This window comes from Canicola haemoglobinophilus (genome assembly GCF_002015075.1).
Taxonomy (GTDB): domain Bacteria; phylum Pseudomonadota; class Gammaproteobacteria; order Enterobacterales; family Pasteurellaceae; genus Canicola; species Canicola haemoglobinophilus.
This window is the reverse complement of sequence record NZ_MUXZ01000019.1, coordinates 17359-34682: the sequence shown is the minus strand read 5'-3', so window position 1 is coordinate 34682 and position 17324 is coordinate 17359. Positions and strand designations below refer to the sequence as shown.

General features: G+C 39.0%; 11 protein-coding genes and 1 pseudogene. 6 read left to right on the top strand and 6 right to left on the bottom strand.

All coding sequences use genetic code 11. The features are described 5' to 3' along the window. Positions 1-155 precede the first annotated feature (155 nt). Positions 156-1607 (bottom strand): catalase, encoded by a 1452-nt coding sequence (locus tag B0186_RS07255; protein ID WP_078218713.1) that lies wholly within the window; start codon positions 1605-1607, stop codon positions 156-158. A gap of 547 nt (positions 1608-2154) precedes the next feature. On the opposite strand from B0186_RS07255, the gene B0186_RS07250 reads away from it, so the two are divergent. From B0186_RS07250 to B0186_RS07240, 3 genes are read left to right on the top strand one after another with little or no spacing between them, the layout of a single operon-like run. Then, on the top strand, positions 2155-3783 hold the full coding sequence (locus tag B0186_RS07250) for a class I SAM-dependent DNA methyltransferase (RefSeq protein WP_078218712.1): 1629 nt from the start codon (positions 2155-2157) through the stop codon (positions 3781-3783). After that, positions 3776-5131 carry a restriction endonuclease subunit S gene (locus B0186_RS07245; protein ID WP_078218711.1) on the top strand — a complete coding sequence of 452 codons (1356 nt, stop codon included), beginning with the start codon at positions 3776-3778 and terminating at the stop codon, positions 5129-5131. Before B0186_RS07250 ends, B0186_RS07245 begins: the two co-directional genes overlap by 8 nt. 2 nt (positions 5132-5133) lie before the next feature. Further along, positions 5134-5973, top strand: coding sequence for an FRG domain-containing protein (locus B0186_RS07240; RefSeq protein ID WP_078218710.1), 840 nt, complete (start codon positions 5134-5136; stop codon positions 5971-5973). 81 nt (positions 5974-6054) lie between these two features. On the opposite strand, the gene B0186_RS07235 is transcribed toward B0186_RS07240, so the two are convergent. Then, positions 6055-6369, bottom strand: coding sequence for a helix-turn-helix domain-containing protein (locus B0186_RS07235; protein WP_078218709.1), 315 nt, complete (start codon positions 6367-6369; stop codon positions 6055-6057). Next, the gene (locus B0186_RS07230) at positions 6362-6742 is read right to left on the bottom strand and encodes a type II toxin-antitoxin system RelE/ParE family toxin (protein ID WP_078218708.1); all 381 of its coding nucleotides are present in this window, start codon (positions 6740-6742) and stop codon (positions 6362-6364) included. Before B0186_RS07230 ends, B0186_RS07235 begins: the two co-directional genes overlap by 8 nt. Positions 6743-6873: 131 nt before the next feature. Here B0186_RS07230 and B0186_RS07225 point away from each other — a divergent pair. Continuing rightward, positions 6874-10001, top strand: a pseudogene (locus B0186_RS07225) (type I restriction endonuclease subunit R). Between the two features lie 438 nt (positions 10002-10439). Here B0186_RS07225 and B0186_RS07215 read toward each other — a convergent pair. Genes B0186_RS07215 through putP form a run of 3 tightly spaced genes read right to left on the bottom strand, consistent with a single transcriptional unit; the run spans position 10440 to position 14118 of the window. After that, positions 10440-11639, bottom strand: coding sequence for a BaiN/RdsA family NAD(P)/FAD-dependent oxidoreductase (locus B0186_RS07215; RefSeq protein ID WP_078218706.1), 1200 nt, complete (start codon positions 11637-11639; stop codon positions 10440-10442). Then, positions 11636-12601 (bottom strand): tRNA 5-methoxyuridine(34)/uridine 5-oxyacetic acid(34) synthase CmoB, encoded by a 966-nt coding sequence (gene cmoB / locus B0186_RS07210; protein WP_078218705.1) that lies wholly within the window; start codon positions 12599-12601, stop codon positions 11636-11638. Before cmoB ends, B0186_RS07215 begins: the two co-directional genes overlap by 4 nt. Positions 12602-12603: 2 nt before the next feature. Beyond that, positions 12604-14118 carry a sodium/proline symporter PutP gene (gene putP / locus B0186_RS07205; protein ID WP_078218704.1) on the bottom strand — a complete coding sequence of 505 codons (1515 nt, stop codon included), beginning with the start codon at positions 14116-14118 and terminating at the stop codon, positions 12604-12606. 130 nt (positions 14119-14248) lie between these two features. On the opposite strand from putP, the gene rng reads away from it, so the two are divergent. Continuing rightward, positions 14249-15724: a ribonuclease G gene (gene rng, locus B0186_RS07200; RefSeq protein WP_078218714.1), complete on the top strand. Its 1476-nt coding sequence runs from the start codon at positions 14249-14251 to the stop codon at positions 15722-15724. 94 nt (positions 15725-15818) lie between these two features. After that, on the top strand, positions 15819-17267 hold the full coding sequence (gene tldD / locus B0186_RS07195) for a metalloprotease TldD (protein ID WP_078218703.1): 1449 nt from the start codon (positions 15819-15821) through the stop codon (positions 17265-17267). Positions 17268-17324: the final 57 nt, after the last annotated feature.

Sequence of the window (17324 nt, the reverse complement as noted above, 5' to 3'; positions counted from 1 at the left end):
TTTCGAACAGGTGTGGTGAGGACACGTGCGCTATCGTTGTAGTACAAAATCTTCTAAATTACTACCGCACTTTTCCATTCAACGAAGAAAAACCCATTAGATTGCTCTAATGGGTTTTCATTTTGGGAGATTTTATTTTTGGTTATTAACTCATACTATTTTGCTAATTTAGCACGGATAGCATTTGCTAATTCTGTACTTACTTTCTCGAAGTGAGCCATTTGACGCTCAACGATTTCAGGAACTGTTACACCAGCTAAACCAGCTGCAAAGTTGCCCGCTAAACGATCTTTCTCTTCAGCTGTGAAGATATTGTAAAGCGCTGCTGGTTGTGAGTAGTAATCTTCATCATATGCACGGAAGTCAAAGTGCGCTGCTTCACGTTCGATTTGTAAAGGCACTTGATCATGTGTCGGAACATAAGTTTCGAAACGGTTTGGTGCATAGTTAGGGTGGTTACCACCGTTGTTATCTACACGCATTGCACCATCACGATGAGTTGTGTGGTATGGGCATTTTGGTGCATTTACAGGGATTTGGTGGTGGTTAACACCTAAACGGTAACGCTGTGCATCTTGGTAAGAGAACAGACGACCTTGTAACATACGGTCTGGTGAGAAACCAATTCCCGGAACGATGTTAGATGGTGCGAATGCCGCTTGCTCAACTTCTGCGAAGTAGTTTGCTGGGTTACGGTTTAATTCTAAAACACCCACTTCGATTACAGGGTAATCCGCATGTGGCCATACTTTCGTTAAGTCAAATGCATAGTTATGTTTGTGTGCATCTGCTTCTGGCATGATTTGTACTTGAACAGTCCAACGTGGGAATTCGCCACGCTCAATTGCTTCGTATAAATCTTGTTGGCTTGATTCACGGTTTTCGCCCACAACTTTTGCTGCTTCTTCGTTAGTGAAGAATTTGTGACCTTGTTGTGTTTTGAAGTGGAATTTAACCCAGAAACGCTCATTTGCTTCGTTTACAAAGCTATAAGTGTGGCTACCGTAACCGTTCATGTGACGTAAAGTCGCAGGAATACCACGATCTGAGAACAATGTCATAATTTGGTGCATTGACTCAGGGTGACGTGACCAGAAATCCCATGCTGCGTTTGCATCACGTAAGTTAGTTTGTGGGTTACGTTTTTGTGTGTGAATAAAATCTGGGAATTTTAATGGATCACGAATAAAGAATACTGGTGTGTTGTTACCTACTAAGTCCCAGTTACCTTGTTCTGTGTAGAATTTTAATGAGAAACCACGCACATCACGCTCTGCATCTGCTGCACCACGCTCCCCCGCAACAGTTGAGAAACGTAATAAAACTTCAGTTTCAGCACCTGGTTTGAATACAGCTGCTTTTGTGTATTTAGTAATATCTGCAGTTACTTTGAAAGTACCATAAGCTGCAGAACCTTTAGCATGAACAACACGCTCAGGAATACGCTCACGAGCGAAGTGTGCTAATTTCTCTTGGAACCATACATCTTGTAAAAGTAATGGACCACGAGGGCCAGCAGACATTGTGTTATCGTTATCAACAACAGGTGCACCTGCTGCGTTAGTTAAAGTTTTTGAAACATGATCAAATGGACATTTTTGTGACATAAAAAAATTTCCTTTAAGTTATTTATTGTTGAGTTGTACTACTTTTCGAGTGGGTATTATATTGATAGGAATTTTCTTGTAAACTTATCAATTTGATAATTAATAGCTATTAAATCTGTTTTCAATTAATCGGGATTTTGTATCACATCTAAGTTCAATATTCTTTATCAGCCAAAATTCCAGTATTATGTAGCAGTTGTACAATGATTAAATAGCGGAGTATTTGTAGGGACGCCACGCTGGCGTCCGTAAACAAAAAAACAAATAAATACAATAGGTTAAGGTTAAAATATTTATTCGGGCGCCAGCGTGGCGTCCCTACTTTTCTCACTCCTTTAAGATTTTATGCATTTGCTACATAATGCCGCAAAATTCCTTTATAATTGACCGCATTTTCCATAAGGAGAAGAAAAATTATGGAAGGAAAGAGTAATAGAATGATATTTAATCTAACCAAATAAACCTAACCCACTGATTTAAAACAAAAAATTGCATAATTTAGAAGGAAACTGTATAATGCCAACAGCCAACAGCCAACAGCGCTCAAATTTTAGCTGCACAACAAGCCTTTCTTAACGATCTTGATACAAAACTCTGGCAATCTGCCGACCGTCTTCGCCAACAACTCGATGCCGCAAACTACAAACATATTGTCCTTGGTTTAATTTTCCTAAAATATGCCTCTGATGCTTTTGAAGCACAGCGTGAAAAAGTCACTCGAGAACTACAAGATCCAAATAGCCCATTCTACTTAGATCCAACAGGTTATAGCCCTGAAGAATTTGAGCAACTTCTCCAGTCTGAACTTGAAGTACCCGAACTTTATATCAAAGATCATGTCCTCATCGTGCCAGAAAAGGCTCGTTGGAATGTGCTTAACAAAGTCGTGAGTTATCAAAATGGGCAAGAATTGCCTTGGGGCGAGAAATTTAACAGCGTAACCAAATTAATTGATAATGCCTTTATTGAAATAGAACGTCATAATCAACAGCTCAAAGGAGCAATGCCGATTTTCGCTACCTATGATGTAACAGAAGATACGCTTATCGGCTTATTTAATACTTTTTCAGATACCAACTTTTCCAAACCGCACTTAAACGGTGTGCCATTAGAACTAAGCTCAAAAGATATTCTCGGACACGTTTATGAATATTTCCTTGGCGAATTTGCTCGGGAAGAAGGCAAACGAGGTGGCGAATTTTTTACACCTAAATCCATTGTTTCATTGATTGTCGAAATGCTCCAACCTTACAAAGGTAGAATTTATGATCCAGCAATGGGTGCTGGTGGTTTCTTTGTCCAAGCGGAAAAATTTATCAACGCACATCAAGGCAAAATTGATGATGTGTCTATCTACGGACAAGAGTTTAACTCAACCACTTGGAAACTGGCTGCAATGAATATGGCTATTCGAGGCATAGGTTTTAATTTTGGCGAACGAGCAAATACTTTCACAAATCCTCAACACCCCGACTTACGAGCTGATTTTATTATGGCAAATCCACCCTTTAATATCAGTGAATGGTGGGAAAAAAGCCTAAACGATGACCCCCGTTGGCAATATGGTATCCCACCAAAAGGCAATGCGAACTTTGGCTGGTTGCAACATATGATTTATCACCTCTCACCAACAGGCAAAATTGCAATGGTAATGGCAAATGGCTCTATGTCGAGCCAAACCAACAATGAAGGGGAAATTCGCAAAAACATCATCAACGCTGACTTGGTAGAAGCGATGATCGCCTTGCCTGCTCAGCTTTTTGCTAATGTTCAAATCCCAGCTTGTATCTGGATCTTAAACAAACGTAAAACCAGAAAAGGCGAAGTGCTCTTCATTGATGCTCGCCAGATTGGGTATATGAAAACACGCACACAAAAAGATTTCACCAACGAAGACATTGCCAAAATCGCCGACACCTATCACCAATGGCAACTTGCAAAAAATTACCAAAATCAACCCGCTTACTGCTATGCCGCTACCCTTGCCGAAATTGCAGAAAATGATTTTGTGCTAACCCCGGGGCGTTATGTTGGCACAGCCGAACAAGAAGATGACGGCATTCCTTTTGCAGAAAAAATGCAAGAACTGACCGCTCTTTTACAACAGCAGTTTGCACAAAGTGCCGAATTAGAAGTGAAGATTAAAGAAAATTTAAAGGGGTTGGGGTATGAGTAAGTATTCAATTAACCAATTAGCCAGAAATGTTACTAGAAAATTTGATTTTGAAAAATTCAAGAGAGTGATTTTTATTAATACTGGAGATGTATTAAACAATGAATTTTTACATCAAAATGTGAGTAGTAAAAACTCATTACCTGGTCAAGCAAAAAAAGCTATAAAAAAAGGCGATATTTTATATAGTGAAATTAGACCTGGGAATGGACGATATTTACTTGTTGAGAAAGATTTAGATAATTATGTTGTTTCAACTAAATTTATGGTAATTGAAGTTAATAAAGAATTAGTTTTACCTGAATATCTATACCTAATTTTAACTTCTCAAGAAGTAGTGAGCTACTTTAAGGTTATTGCTGAAAGTAGATCTGGAACTTTTCCACAAATTACTTTTGATTCAATTTCTCATTATTCTATTGATTTACCTAATTTAGAAATACAGAAAGAAATTATTGATATAGTTTTTGCATTTAATAAAAAAATCCAACTCAACACCCAAATCAACCAAACCCTAGAACAGATCGCCCAAGCGATCTTTAAAAGCTGGTTTATCGACTTCGACCCCGTAAAAGCCAAAGCCGAAGCAAAAGCACAGGGTACAACAGACGAACAAGCCAACATCGCCGCAATGAGCGTGATTAGCGGAAAATCCCCCGATCAGCTCAACACTTACAAACAAACCAACCCAACAGACTACCAACAACTCCACCAACTCGCCCAAGCCTTCCCAAGCGAGTTTGAAGAAATTGATGGCGTGGAAATACCGAAGGGGTGGGGGATAGTTTCAATTGTGGATAAAAAAGTATTAGAAATCATTAAACCTAGAATTGATATATTTGATGGAGAAAAAGAATATATCGCTACTGCAAATGTTTCTGGAAATTCTATTGTAGGGGATTTAGAGTTGATTTCTTATGAAAATAGACCTTCAAGAGCAAATATGCAGCCTGTTGTAGATAGTATTTGGTTTGCAAAAATGGTTGGAGAACATAAAGCAATTTTAATTGATAAAAATGATAGTTTTTTGATTAATAGAACAATTTTATCAACAGGATTTATGGGATTAAGACCTAAAGAAAATCGTAAATGCTTTTTATATTGTTATATAAATTCAGAACAATTCAAACAAGAAAAAAATCAGTTGGCAACTGGCGCTGTCCAAATTGCATTAAACAATGGTTCTTTTTCTAAAATGCAAATTACTTTACCAGCAGATAATGTCTTAGTATTCTTTGAAAATAAATTGAGCGATATTTTTTCAAAAATATCTGAAAATCATAAGGAAAATAAAATACTAGCTAATGCTAGAGATTTGTTATTGCCTAAACTATTAAGTGGAGAACTATAAATATGACATATATGTGTAAAAGCTCTATTCCTAATGAGCTTTCCATTTGGGATAAAAATAAAGAACTAGAATTTAAAATCAGTACTTATATACCTTCGATAGTTGTAAATGGCTATGCTGATTTTAAAGATATTTTAAAAACTAGTCATTTCAAAAATTCAGAAAATAGTTGGGTTTTTAGGGGGCAAAAAGAACATTCTTGGTTTTTACAATCTACTTTAGAAAGAGTTAATTCAAAATCCTTATATCTAAGAGAAAATCATTTAAACAGATTTAAAAAAGAGTGTAGAAGACCTTTTAAAGATAATATTCATTTACTTGAAACTGATGAAAATGAAATTTGGGCAATAGGTCAACATTATGGTTTAGCTACTCCATTATTAGATTGGACTTATTCGCCCTATGTATCATTATTTTTTGCATTTGAGGAAATAGTAGAGAATGAAGATTATAGGGTCGTTTATGCTTTAAATAAGGACAATCTTTTAAATAGGTTAAGTGAATATTTTTCCCATGAGTATAACAAATTATTTTTTGAACCAAAGATAGATCCATTTGGTCGCTTAATTAATCAGTCAGGATTATTTACTATTGCTCCTCCTTGTACAACCTTAGAGGACACTTTAATAGATGAATTAAGAAAAGTTTGTATTACAAGGGAAAACGATATCGCAGATTATATTTGCAAAATATATATTAAATCGACACAGTATGAGAGAAGAGAGTGTTTAAGCGATTTGAGAAAAATGAATATACACCATGGGACTTTATTTCCAGATCTTATTGGTGCAACTAAATACTGTAATCAAATGATCAAAGAACAATATGGTGTAGATTGTTAGTAAGTAGGGTGGGCTTCAGCCCACCGAAACAAAATGTTAGAACTAAAAAAATAATGGTGGGCTAAAGCCCACCCTACAAAGCTAAGCAATAACATCAATCCCTTTGTTTTTGGCTAGAGTGAGTAATTTTAGTGCTGCACCGCTTGGTTTTTTGATACCACGCTCCCAATCGGACAGTAGATTTTTACTGATATTAAGATAATGGGCGAAGACGGTTTGTGAAATTTGAGCATTTTCACGCACTTGGCGAATTTCATCGGGGGAAAGTGGGGTAATTGGGGTTAAACAGGCTTTATCAAATTCACGCATTGTTTGTTTATTGACAAAACCACCGTCATATAACTCTGCAACGGTTTGATGAACAACTTGGGCAATATCACTTTGGTATTTAGACATTTTGAACTCCGTTAATTTCGGTTAAATAGCCTTGATTGACCATTTTCGTTAAATCTGCTTCGGTATAGCGAGCAAATAATTTACCGAGCATTTTTAATTGTTGTAATTCTTTTGGCGAAATATTTTGTTGTTGATTTTTCGCAAAACCATACAGGAAAAATACATTTTGATTAACTTTATACAAAATAATAGAGCGATAACCTGATGATTTTCCTGCATTTAATCGGGGAATTCGTTGCTTAATCAAGTTACCACCGAGATTGACATCAATTAGCCCTTGATTTGCTCGTTCAACTGCTTGGCGTAATTCATCATCTTGAATGCCTTTTTCGCTACTGAATTGAGCAAAGAGTTTAGTTTTAAATATTCTCATAAAATATAATCCATAGTGTGATAGTTTTTGTAAGTGATGTCAAGACTATGGCGAAGTGCGGTAAGAAAATACAGCTTTTCAAACAAATTTCTCGACAGAGATCACAAAAATAACTGGCAAAGGAGCCAATAATGAAAGTCAATGAAAACACAATAGAGCAACAATGCTTGGAGAGCTTGCAATCTCTTGGTTGGGACTATGCTTTTGGGCGTTCGGAAGAAATGGCAGCTTGGCGACATTCGGCGAGTGATGTGGTGCTTGAGCCGTTGTTGCGAGAGGCGGTGGCTCGGTTAAATCCGCAGTTGCCTGAAAGTGCGGTGGCGGACGTGGTGAAATTGGTGTGCCGTAGCGATATTACCGAATTGGCGGAGCGTAATCGTCAAGCCTATTTTTATGGCTTCGTCAAGGTGTGCGGGTGGAGTATCAGCTTAATGATGAACAAAAGGTAGAATTTGCCCGCTTGATTGACTTTAGTGCGGTGCAAAATAACCATTTTTTAGCGGTAAACCAACTCACGATTACGGGGCGAAAAGGCAACCGCCGACCTGATGTGCTGTGTTATATCAATGGCTTACCGATAGCGGTGTTTGAGCTAAAAAATCCATTAAAAGAAAATGCCACTTTAACAGATGCTTTTAACCAGTTACAAACCTATAAACAAGAAATTACGGATCTCTTTGTCTTTAACCAGTTGTTAGTGATTAGCGATGGTATTGATGCCAAAATCGGTTCACTTACTGCCAATATCGAGCGTTTTAGCCCTTGGCGTGTGGTTGATGAAAAGAATAAAAGCCAACGAATTTTGTTTGAAAATGAGTTAGATGGCTTGGTGCAGGGGCTGTTTTCGCCAGAAAATTTACTGAATTATGTGCAGAATTTTATTTTGTTTGAACGTGATAACAGTCAATGGGTTAAGAAAATTGCAGCCTATCATCAATTTTATGGCGTAAATGAAGCGGTGGATTGCACCTTGCTTGCTACAGGCGAGCAGGGCGATGGGCGAATTGGGGTAATGTGGCATACGCAAGGTTCGGGCAAGTCGATTTCGATGTTATTTTATGCAGCGAAATTGTTAGCCTTGCCACAGTTACAAAATCCAACCATTGTGGTGGTGACTGACCGTAATGACTTAGATGGTCAGCTCTACGAAACCTTTAGCAAGGGCGAAATGTTGCTGCGTCAGCAACCTGTGCAAGCCGATGGGCGGAATGAGTTGCGAGATGAGTTAGCGAAAAGGGAAACAGGCGGGATTATTTTCACTACTATTCAAAAATTCGGGCTGCAAGAAGGAGAATTTTCTCATCCTGTATTGAATAGCCGTAAAAATATCATTGTGATTAGCGATGAGGCACACCGTAGCCAATATGGTTTTATTCAACAGCAAATAACTTTAAATAAGGAAGAAAAAACGGCGTTTTCACAACAAAAAATTGGTTACGCCAAACATTTACGTGATGCCTTGCCTAATGCGGCATTTATTGGCTTTACTGGTACGCCGATTGAGTTAGAAGATCGAGATACGCAAGCGGTTTTCGGACAATATGTTTCTGTTTATGACTTTCAAGATGCGGTGGAAGATGGGGCAACAGTGCCGATGTATTATGAAGCACGCCAAATTCGTTTGGGGGAAAGTAAAGATTTTTCAGCTGTTATGGAGGAGGCTAGACGCTACGATGTAGAAAATAATCGCTTTCCAATGCTAGCCGCTTTGTTGAGCAATGACAGCCGCTTAGATCAATTGGTCGAAAATTTGATTGAACATTTTGAACAACGTATCGCTTTACTTGATGGTAAAGCAATGATTGTGGCAATGAGCCGTGAAATTTGTGTGCGTTTATATCAAAAAATTGTGGCATTACGCCCAGAATGGGGAGGCGATCCTGAAGATGTGCATCAAGGTGCGATTAAAATTGTGATGACGGGTGGGGCAAATGATCCAGCAGATTTTCAACCGCATGTTTATTCCCATCAACAGAAGAAAGTATTGGAGAAACGTTTTAAAGATCCGAATGATCCGCTGAAATTGGTAATTGTACGAGATATGTGGCTAACTGGTTTTGACGCCCCTTGTTGCCATACGATGTATTTAGATAAGCCAATGCAAGGGCATAACTTAATGCAGGCGATTGCGAGGGTAAATCGTGTATTCCGTAATAAAAACGGCGGATTAATTGTTGATTATTTCGGTTTAGACAAAGAATTAGAAACTGCAATGAAACAATATACTAATTCTAGAAATAAGGAGAAACCAGTTACAGATGTAGAAGAAGTATTTAATAAAATGCTGACTTTTCTTGATATTATTCGTGGACAATTTGCCACGCCTGTGCAAGATAAGGCATTTGATCTTGCAGAAGCCTTAGTTGAGCAAGATGAGAAAAAATTATTTGTTTGGTTACAAAGAGCAGCAAATCATATTTTAGCTTTAGATCATCAATCGCCGAAACAAAATCGTTTATCGACTTTCTTAAAATCTGCACAAAAGGCTCGCCAAGGGCTGAATTTATCTAATGCCCTACCGAAGGTTGGGAAATATCGTCAAGAAATCATCTTTTATGATGGTGTGCGAGCTATGCTATCCAAAGATAAAAGCGCAGGTTCGAATATAGATCGTGCTTTGCAGCTAGCGAAATTGGTCAATCAAGCAGTGACTTCTGAAGGTGTGGTAGATTTAGTTGCTTTGCTGGGCAGGGAGCAGCCAAATATTAACTTACTTTCTGACGATTTTTTGGAGATGGTGCGTGATAGTGAGTTGAAAGAATTATGGGCAAGTGCATTAGAGCGTTATGTTAGAAGTGAAATCAGTAACAAAGCTGCCAGTAATTTAGCGTTGAAAAAAGATTTTGAACAACGTTTAAAAGAAGCGCTAAATAAATATCACAATCATGGTTTAACCGTAATGGATGTGATTGAAGAATTAATTGAGCTCAGTAAACTCTTAGCAGAGCAATTACAACGTGGTGAAGAATTAGGATTAACCCCAAGTGAATTAGCGTTTTACGACACCTTAGCACAAAATGAAAGTGCAGTACGGGAGCTTGGAGATGAAACCTTGAAAAAACTGGCAAAAGAAATCACTGAAAAAATTCGCCGTTCTGTGACGATTGATTGGCAGTTTAAATCTTCTGTACAAGCGGCAATGCGCGTATTAGTTCGCCGAGCATTGCAGTTCTACAAATATCCACCCGATAAACAACCTGAAGCTATAGAAAATGTCTTAAAGCAAGCAGAAATATTGGCGGATGAGTTATCTAGTTAGGGTTGATTGATAAAAAGTATCCCGATAGCGCCAGTGTCCTCACTGGTGCTTTGTTTTTTGGCGCAAAGAGCGGTGGTAATTTTGAGGATTTTGGTCACCCGTGAGGACACGGGCGACAGCGAAGAGAGGACATGGGCGACAGCATTTGGTTATTGATAGCTCCGATAGCGCCAGTGTCCTCACTGGTGCTTTGTTTTTTGGCGCAAAGTGCGGTGGTAATTTGGGGATTTTGGTCACCCGTGAGGACACGGGCGACAGCGAAGAGAGGACATGGGCGAAAGCATTTGGTTATTGATAGCTCCGATAGCGCCAGTGTCATCACTGGTGCTTTGCTTTTTGGCGCAAAGAGCGGTGGTAATTTTGAGGATTTTGGTCACCCGTGAGGACACGGGCGACAGCGAAGAGAGGACACGAGCGACAGCATTGAGGTTCTTTATTCTATCTAATTCCACTGGCACAAGCATAAGCTGAGCTCCATGCCCATTGGAAGTTGTAGCCGCCGAGCCAGCCTGTGACATCAAGCACTTCACCGATAAAATATAGCCCTTTGACTTTATGGCTTTCCATGGTTTTTGAGGAAATTTCTTGAGTATCAACGCCGCCCATAGTCACTTCGGCAGTGCGGTAGCCTTCGGTGCCGTTTGGTTGGAATTGCCAATGATGAATTAAATTCTCAAGATTTTGCAACCGCACTTTGCTGAGATTGGCGAGAACTTCTTCTTGAATAAGGTTTTGGCTTAGCCATAACTCTACTAACTTTTGCGGTAATAGACGGGATAAGGCTGTTTTTAAATGAAGTTTTGGCGAACTTTGACGTAGCTTGTTAAGAAAATCTTGAATATTCTCTGCGGGCAATAAATCAATTTCTAGGCTTTCATTAGGTTGCCAATAATTTGAAATTTGTAAAATCGCTGGACCAGAAATGCCACGATGAGTGAAAAGTAAATTATTGCTAAAAGATTTACCGCACTTTGCGGTTACGCAAACAGGTAAGGAAATCCCTGAAAGTGCGGTGTAGAATTTGTCTGTTTCACGCCAAGTAAAAGGCACTAGACTAGCTCTTGGTGCAATTACATTTAAGCCAAATTGTTCAGCAATTTGATAGCCGAAAGGCGTAGCACTCAAGGCTGGCATAGAAAGTCCGCCTGTAGCGATTACTAGATTTTCACATTGCCAAATTTGCCCATTGCTTTGTAGTTGAAAACGGGCTTTTGAGTTTCCTTCTAGTTTTTCGATATGTTCGATTTGTTGGCGTAATTGAATATTGACTTGATATTTATCACATTCGGTTTGCAACATATTCACAATATCTTCAGCACTGTTATCGCAAAAAAGCTGTCCCAGCTCTTTTTCATGATAGGGAATATCATATTCAGCAACGAGAGCGATAAAATCCCATTGGGTAAAACGAGCTAAAGCGGATTTAACAAAATGCGGATTTTGCGAGAGGTAATGTTGGGGCGTGACATCTAAGTTCGTGAAATTACAAAATCCACCGCCAGACATTAAAATTTTACGCCCGATTTTTTTGCCATTGTCTAAAATGGTGACTTGCTGATTGGCTTTACCAAGTTGGCTGGCACAAAATAACCCTGCTGCGCCAGCGCCGATAATAATTGTTTGGGAATAATTCATTATTTGTTCGCTAAAATGACCGCTCTTTTGGGTACTGGATAGCCTTCAATGGTTTTGCTGTGATCTTGTGGATCAAGAAAATCAATCAAACTTTCATTCTCTAGCCAATCTGTTTTACGCTGTTCTTCTAGGCTGGTAGTTTCGACATCGACACAACGTACATTTTGGAAACCGCACTTTTCTAGCCAGTTAATCAAGCAATCGACAGAAGGAATGAAATACACATTTTTCATTTTGGCATAGCGATCTGCTGGCACTAAAACCGTATTGACATCACCGTCCACCACTAAGGTTTCAAGCACCAATTCGCCGCCTTTGACTAATTGATTTTTAAGTTGGGTAAGATGATCCAGCGGCGATTTGCGATGATATAAAACGCCCATAGAAAAGACCGTATCAAATGCAGCTAAAGGTTGCATTTCTTCAATGCCGAGGGGAATAAGGTTCGCTCTGCGATCATTATTGAGCAATTTACGCACAGCTTCAAATTGACATAAGAAAAGCTCTGTTGGGTCAATGCCCACCACCATTTTTGCCCCTTCGCCAACCATACGCCACATATGATAGCCGCTGCCACAGCCCACATCTAAAATTGTGCGATCTTGTAATGGGGCAAGGTGAGGCGAAACACGATCCCATTTAAAATCAGAACGCCATTCACAATCAACATGAATACCATATAAATGATAAGGACCTTTACGCCAAGGCATGAGCTGTTTTAAGTGATGAATGATGCGTTGTTGTTCGCCAGCAGAAAGTGGCGTTTCTGCCTCAGATTTGACCGCACTTTTGAGATCGATATGACTCGCAGTTAAGTGCGGTAGAAAATCCACAATTTTTGCCCACTTGGCATAATCGCCGTGAGTTTGCTTTTCCCATTGTTTAAGTTGTAAGGGCAGGGTTTCAAGCCACGCCGATAGTTGCGAGGTGGCTATTTGTTGATAGAAAGGACGAAAATCGATCATGGTTATTTCGATGCCTTATATGCGCTTTTAGCTTGTTCAAATGTATCTAAAATCCCTTGTTCTGGTTTTGCTGACAATAAAGAAACGATAACAATTACAAGGCTTGCCAAGGCAAATCCTGGGATCATTTCGTATAATTGGTGTAACTCGCTTGTTGCTGGAATAATAGCTTTCCAGCTAAATACAACGATTGCGCCAGTCAACATTCCAAGCATTGCAGCGGAAGATGTCATGCGTTTCCAGAATAAAGAAAAGAGCACAACAGGTCCGAAGGCACTGCCAAATCCAGCCCATGCAAATTGCACTAATTTTAGCACTTGGCTTTTTTCATCTTGTGCGATCCAGATTGCAATTGCAGCGATGACTAACACCATTAAACGACCAAGCCAAACTAATTCTTTATCGGATGCTTTTGGACGGATAAAGCCTTTGTAAAAATCTTCAGTGATAGCACTAGAAGAAATAAGAAGCTGTGCGCTTAATGTGCTCATTACCGCTGCCAAAATAGCGGACAGCAGGATACCTGCGATCCAAGGGTTGAATAATAATTTTGATAATTCAATAAAGATTTGTTCTGGTTCTTGGCTAACCACTGAGGCGAGTTGTGGATTGGCAGAGAAATAGGCAATTCCAAAGAAACCGATTCCCATTGCACCGACTAAACAAAGGATCATCCAAGTGATACTAATACGGCGTGCGTTATTGAGGGATTTCACTGTATCCGCAGCCATGAAGCGTGCCAGAATATGCGGTTGTCCAAAATACCCTAAGCCCCAAGCGGCTAAACTTAATAAGCCAATAGTCGTTGTACCTGTGAAAATATCTGTAAAGTTTTTTCCTACCGCACTTTCTGCTTGGGCTAAGTAAAAATTAAAATTCTCAATGCCATCTAGATTTAGAATGATCATCACTGGCGTAAGAATTAGGGCAAAAATCATTAAGGTAGCCTGAATGGTATCTGTCCAGCTTACTGCCAAAAATCCACCAATAAAGGTATAAGCGATAGTAGCTAATGCGCCATACCAAAGCGCAGTAGAATAAGGAATATTGAATAGATTTTGGAATAATTTAGCGCCAGCCACTACGCCTGATGCGCAGTAAATTGTGAAGAAAACAAGGATAATTGAGGCTGAAACAATTTTGAGAAAATTATGGCTACTACCAAAACGGTTATGAAAATATTCGGGTAATGTGAGAGCGTTATTGTTAAATTCTGTATAAATGCGCAAGCGACCTGCGACAAATAACCAGTTTAAATAGGCACCAATGGTTAAGCCTATGGCAATCCAACCTTCAATTAAGCCTGATAAATAGACCGCACCTGGTAATCCCATTAATAACCAGCCAGACATATCTGAAGCACCAGCAGACATTGCAGTAACAAAACTACCTAAACGGCGACCACCAAGAATGTAATCAGACAGATTATTGGTGTAATAATAGGCTAATACACCAATTAACAACATACCGAAAATATAGATAGTAAAGGTAATAATTGTTGGATCAAAACTAAACATTAAGCCCTCACGAAAGAATTATTTATATTGATAAAATTTGAAAAAGCTCACATTTTACCTTATTTGGGGCTATTATTCTATTTTCCTTTTCGCTAGACTAATTAAAGGAAATATATTTGGAATAAAGATGATGGAGTCTGTTGATTTATTAGCTAATGTAACCCCTAGCGAAACCCGAATTGCGCTGGTGGATAATGGTATTTTAAAAGAAGTACATATTGAACGTCAGGCAAAAAGAGGGATCGTTGGTAATATTTATAAAGGTCGTGTTACTCGAGTATTGCCGGGAATGCAATCAGCGTTCGTTGATATTGGCTTAGAAAAAGCCGCTTTTTTACATGCTTCTGATATTGTTTCACATACAGAATGTGTTGATGCAGATGAGCAAAAACAATTTGTCGTCAAAGATATTGCACAATTGGTACATGAAGGACAAGACATCGTTGTTCAAGTTGTTAAAGATCCTCTAGGAACTAAAGGGGCGAGATTAACCACTGACATTACCCTCCCTTCTCGTTATCTTGTGTTCATGCCAGAAAATAGCCATGTTGGTGTTTCGCAACGTATTGAAAGTGAAGAAGAACGTGCACGTTTAAAAGAACTTGTTTTACCGTTGTGTGATGAATTAGGCGGTTTTATTATTCGTACCGCAGCGGAAGGCGCTACTGAAACTGAGCTTATACAAGATGCCGAGTTTTTAAAACGCTTATGGCGCAAAGTGTTAGAACGTAGAGCAAAATATTCAACTCGTTCAATGTTGTATGGCGAATTAGCGCTTACCCAGCGCATTTTGCGTGATTTTATCGGAGCGAATTTTAGTAAAATCCATATTGACTCTAAACTATGTTTTTCTGAAGTAAAACAATTTACAGAAGAATTTATGCCAGAGTTAACGGATAAGTTAGTTTTATATTCTGGTAGTCAGCCCTTATTTGATGTTTATGGTGTTGAAAATGCTATTCAAACGGCCTTAAATAGCCGAGTTAATCTAAAATCTGGTGGTTATTTAATTATTGAACAAACAGAAGCCATGACCACTATTGACATTAATACGGGGGCTTTTGTTGGTCATCGCAATTTAGAAGAAACTATTTTTAATACCAATATTGAGGCAACTAAGGCTATCGCCCAGCAGTTACAGTTACGCAATCTTGGTGGTATTATCATTATTGATTTTATTGATATGCAAACAGAAGAACATAGAGAACGGGTATTAGAGTCTTTACGTTTAGCATTATCAAAAGATAGAGTGAAAACCAACGTGAATGGCTTTACTCAACTTGGTTTGGTAGAAATGACACGCAAACGCACAAGAGAAAGTTTGGAGCATATTTTATGTGATGAATGTCCAACTTGTAGCGGTCGTGGTAGCGTGAAAACCGTGGAAACCGTTTGCTATGAAATCATGCGTGAAATTATCCGAGTTAACCATTTATTTGCCAGTGAGCAATTTGTAGTTTATGCCTCAAGAGCGGTTGCCGATTATTTAATTAATGAAGAAAGCCATGGTTTATTGGCGGAATTAGAAGTCTTTATCGGTAAACAAATTCAAATTAAAACCGAAGTTTATTATTCACAAGAACAATTTGATGTCGTTGTGATGTAAATTAGAGTAAAAGTGCGGTGGATTTTTATAAAGTTTTAAAACTATGTTAAAATCCACCGCACTTTTTTGTCACTATTATTATTTGAGAATTTTTATGTTAAGCCAAGTGCAAGCAAGCCTACTTGAACAAAGTAACCTTCATGTAAATGACCTCGCTAATGTGTTTGATTTGATGTCGCACCGTCAAATTGATTATGCCGATCTTTATTTCCAATTAAGCCAAGATGAACATTGGGTATTGGAAGACAGCATTATTAAAGAAGGTGGATTTCATATTGATCGCGGTGTTGGGGTTCGTGCGGTTAGTGGCGAGAAAACTGGCTTTGCTTATTCTGATCAAATAGATCTTGCTAGTTTGCAACAATGTGCAGCTGCAGTGAAGGGGATTGCGCAAATTAAACAAGGTAATTTGCTCGCCCCACAAAATTTCAAACAAGTGGATGCAATGTTGCGTTATGCAGCCATAAATCCACTCAATTCCCTTGCTAAAGAACAAAAAATAGAGTTGCTACATTTGGTTGATAAAACCGCAAGAGCCGAAAGCCAATATGTGACACAAGTATCAGCCAGTTTAAGTGCAATTTATGAGGAAGTGTTAGTGGCAGCAACAGACGGAACACTTGCTGCGGATATTCGTCCTTTAGTGCGTTTGTCTATTTCGGTTTTAGTTGAGAAAGATGGCAAGCGTGAGCGTGGTGGTGCTGGCGTTGGTGGACGTGTTGGCTTAGATTGGTTTTTAGAGCCTTTTGGCAATGAAAAAAGAGCGGTCTATTTTGCCAAAGAAGCTGTTCGTCAAGCATTGGTCAATTTAAATGCAGAAGCTGCACCAGCAGGTTTAATGCCAGTGGTATTAGGTGCTGGTTGGCCGGGCGTGTTATTACATGAAGCTGTTGGGCATGGCTTGGAAGGCGATTTTAACCGTAAAGAAAGTTCTTTGTTTAGCGGAAAAATTGGTGAATTAGTGACTTCGCCACTTTGCACTATTGTTGATGATGGTACATTACAAAATCGTAGAGGTTCGTTGACCATAGATGATGAAGGTGTACCAAGCCAATGTAATGTATTGATTAAAGATGGGATTTTACAAGGTTATATTCAGGACAAAATGAACGCTCATTTAATGGGAGTTAAGCCAACGGGCAATGGTCGCCGTGAAAGTTATGCACATTTGCCAATGCCAAGAATGACGAATACTTATATGCTTGCGGGACAAAGTAAGTTTGAAGATTTAATTGCTTCGGTAGATTATGGCATTTTTGCACCGCACTTTGGTGGTGGGCAAGTAGATATAACTTCTGGTAAGTTTACCTTTTCCACATCTGAGGCTTATTTAATTGAAAAGGGCAAAATTACTAAGCCAGTAAAAGGGGCAACTTTGATAGGAAGTGGTATCGAAGTCATGCAAAATATTTCCATGGTTGCGGATAATATGGAAATTGATCATGGCATTGGCGTTTGTGGCAAAGAAGGGCAAAGTGTGCCCGTTGGTGTGGGGCAGCCAGCTTGTAAAATTGAAAAAATCACCGTTGGTGGTACTAACTAAATCTATTTGCTTTGCTATTACATTGACACAAAATACCGCCTATTGAGGCGGTATTTT

Excerpts from the sequence above, each read along its gene's own strand:
- B0186_RS07245 (WP_078218711.1), top strand. The coding sequence starts at position 3,776 with ATGAGTAAGTATTCAATTAACCAATTAGCCAGAAATGTTACTAGAAAA.
- putP (WP_078218704.1), bottom strand. The coding sequence starts at position 14,118 with ATGTTTAGTTTTGATCCAACAATTATTACCTTTACTATCTATATTTTC.
- rng (WP_078218714.1), top strand. The coding sequence starts at position 14,249 with ATGGAGTCTGTTGATTTATTAGCTAATGTAACCCCTAGCGAAACCCGA.
- B0186_RS07230 (WP_078218708.1), bottom strand. The coding sequence starts at position 6,742 with ATGAGAATATTTAAAACTAAACTCTTTGCTCAATTCAGTAGCGAAAAA.
- B0186_RS07240 (WP_078218710.1), top strand. The coding sequence starts at position 5,134 with ATGACATATATGTGTAAAAGCTCTATTCCTAATGAGCTTTCCATTTGG.
- tldD (WP_078218703.1), top strand. The coding sequence starts at position 15,819 with ATGTTAAGCCAAGTGCAAGCAAGCCTACTTGAACAAAGTAACCTTCAT.
- cmoB (WP_078218705.1), bottom strand. The coding sequence starts at position 12,601 with ATGATCGATTTTCGTCCTTTCTATCAACAAATAGCCACCTCGCAACTA.
- B0186_RS07255 (WP_078218713.1), bottom strand. The coding sequence starts at position 1,607 with ATGTCACAAAAATGTCCATTTGATCATGTTTCAAAAACTTTAACTAAC.
- B0186_RS07235 (WP_078218709.1), bottom strand. The coding sequence starts at position 6,369 with ATGTCTAAATACCAAAGTGATATTGCCCAAGTTGTTCATCAAACCGTT.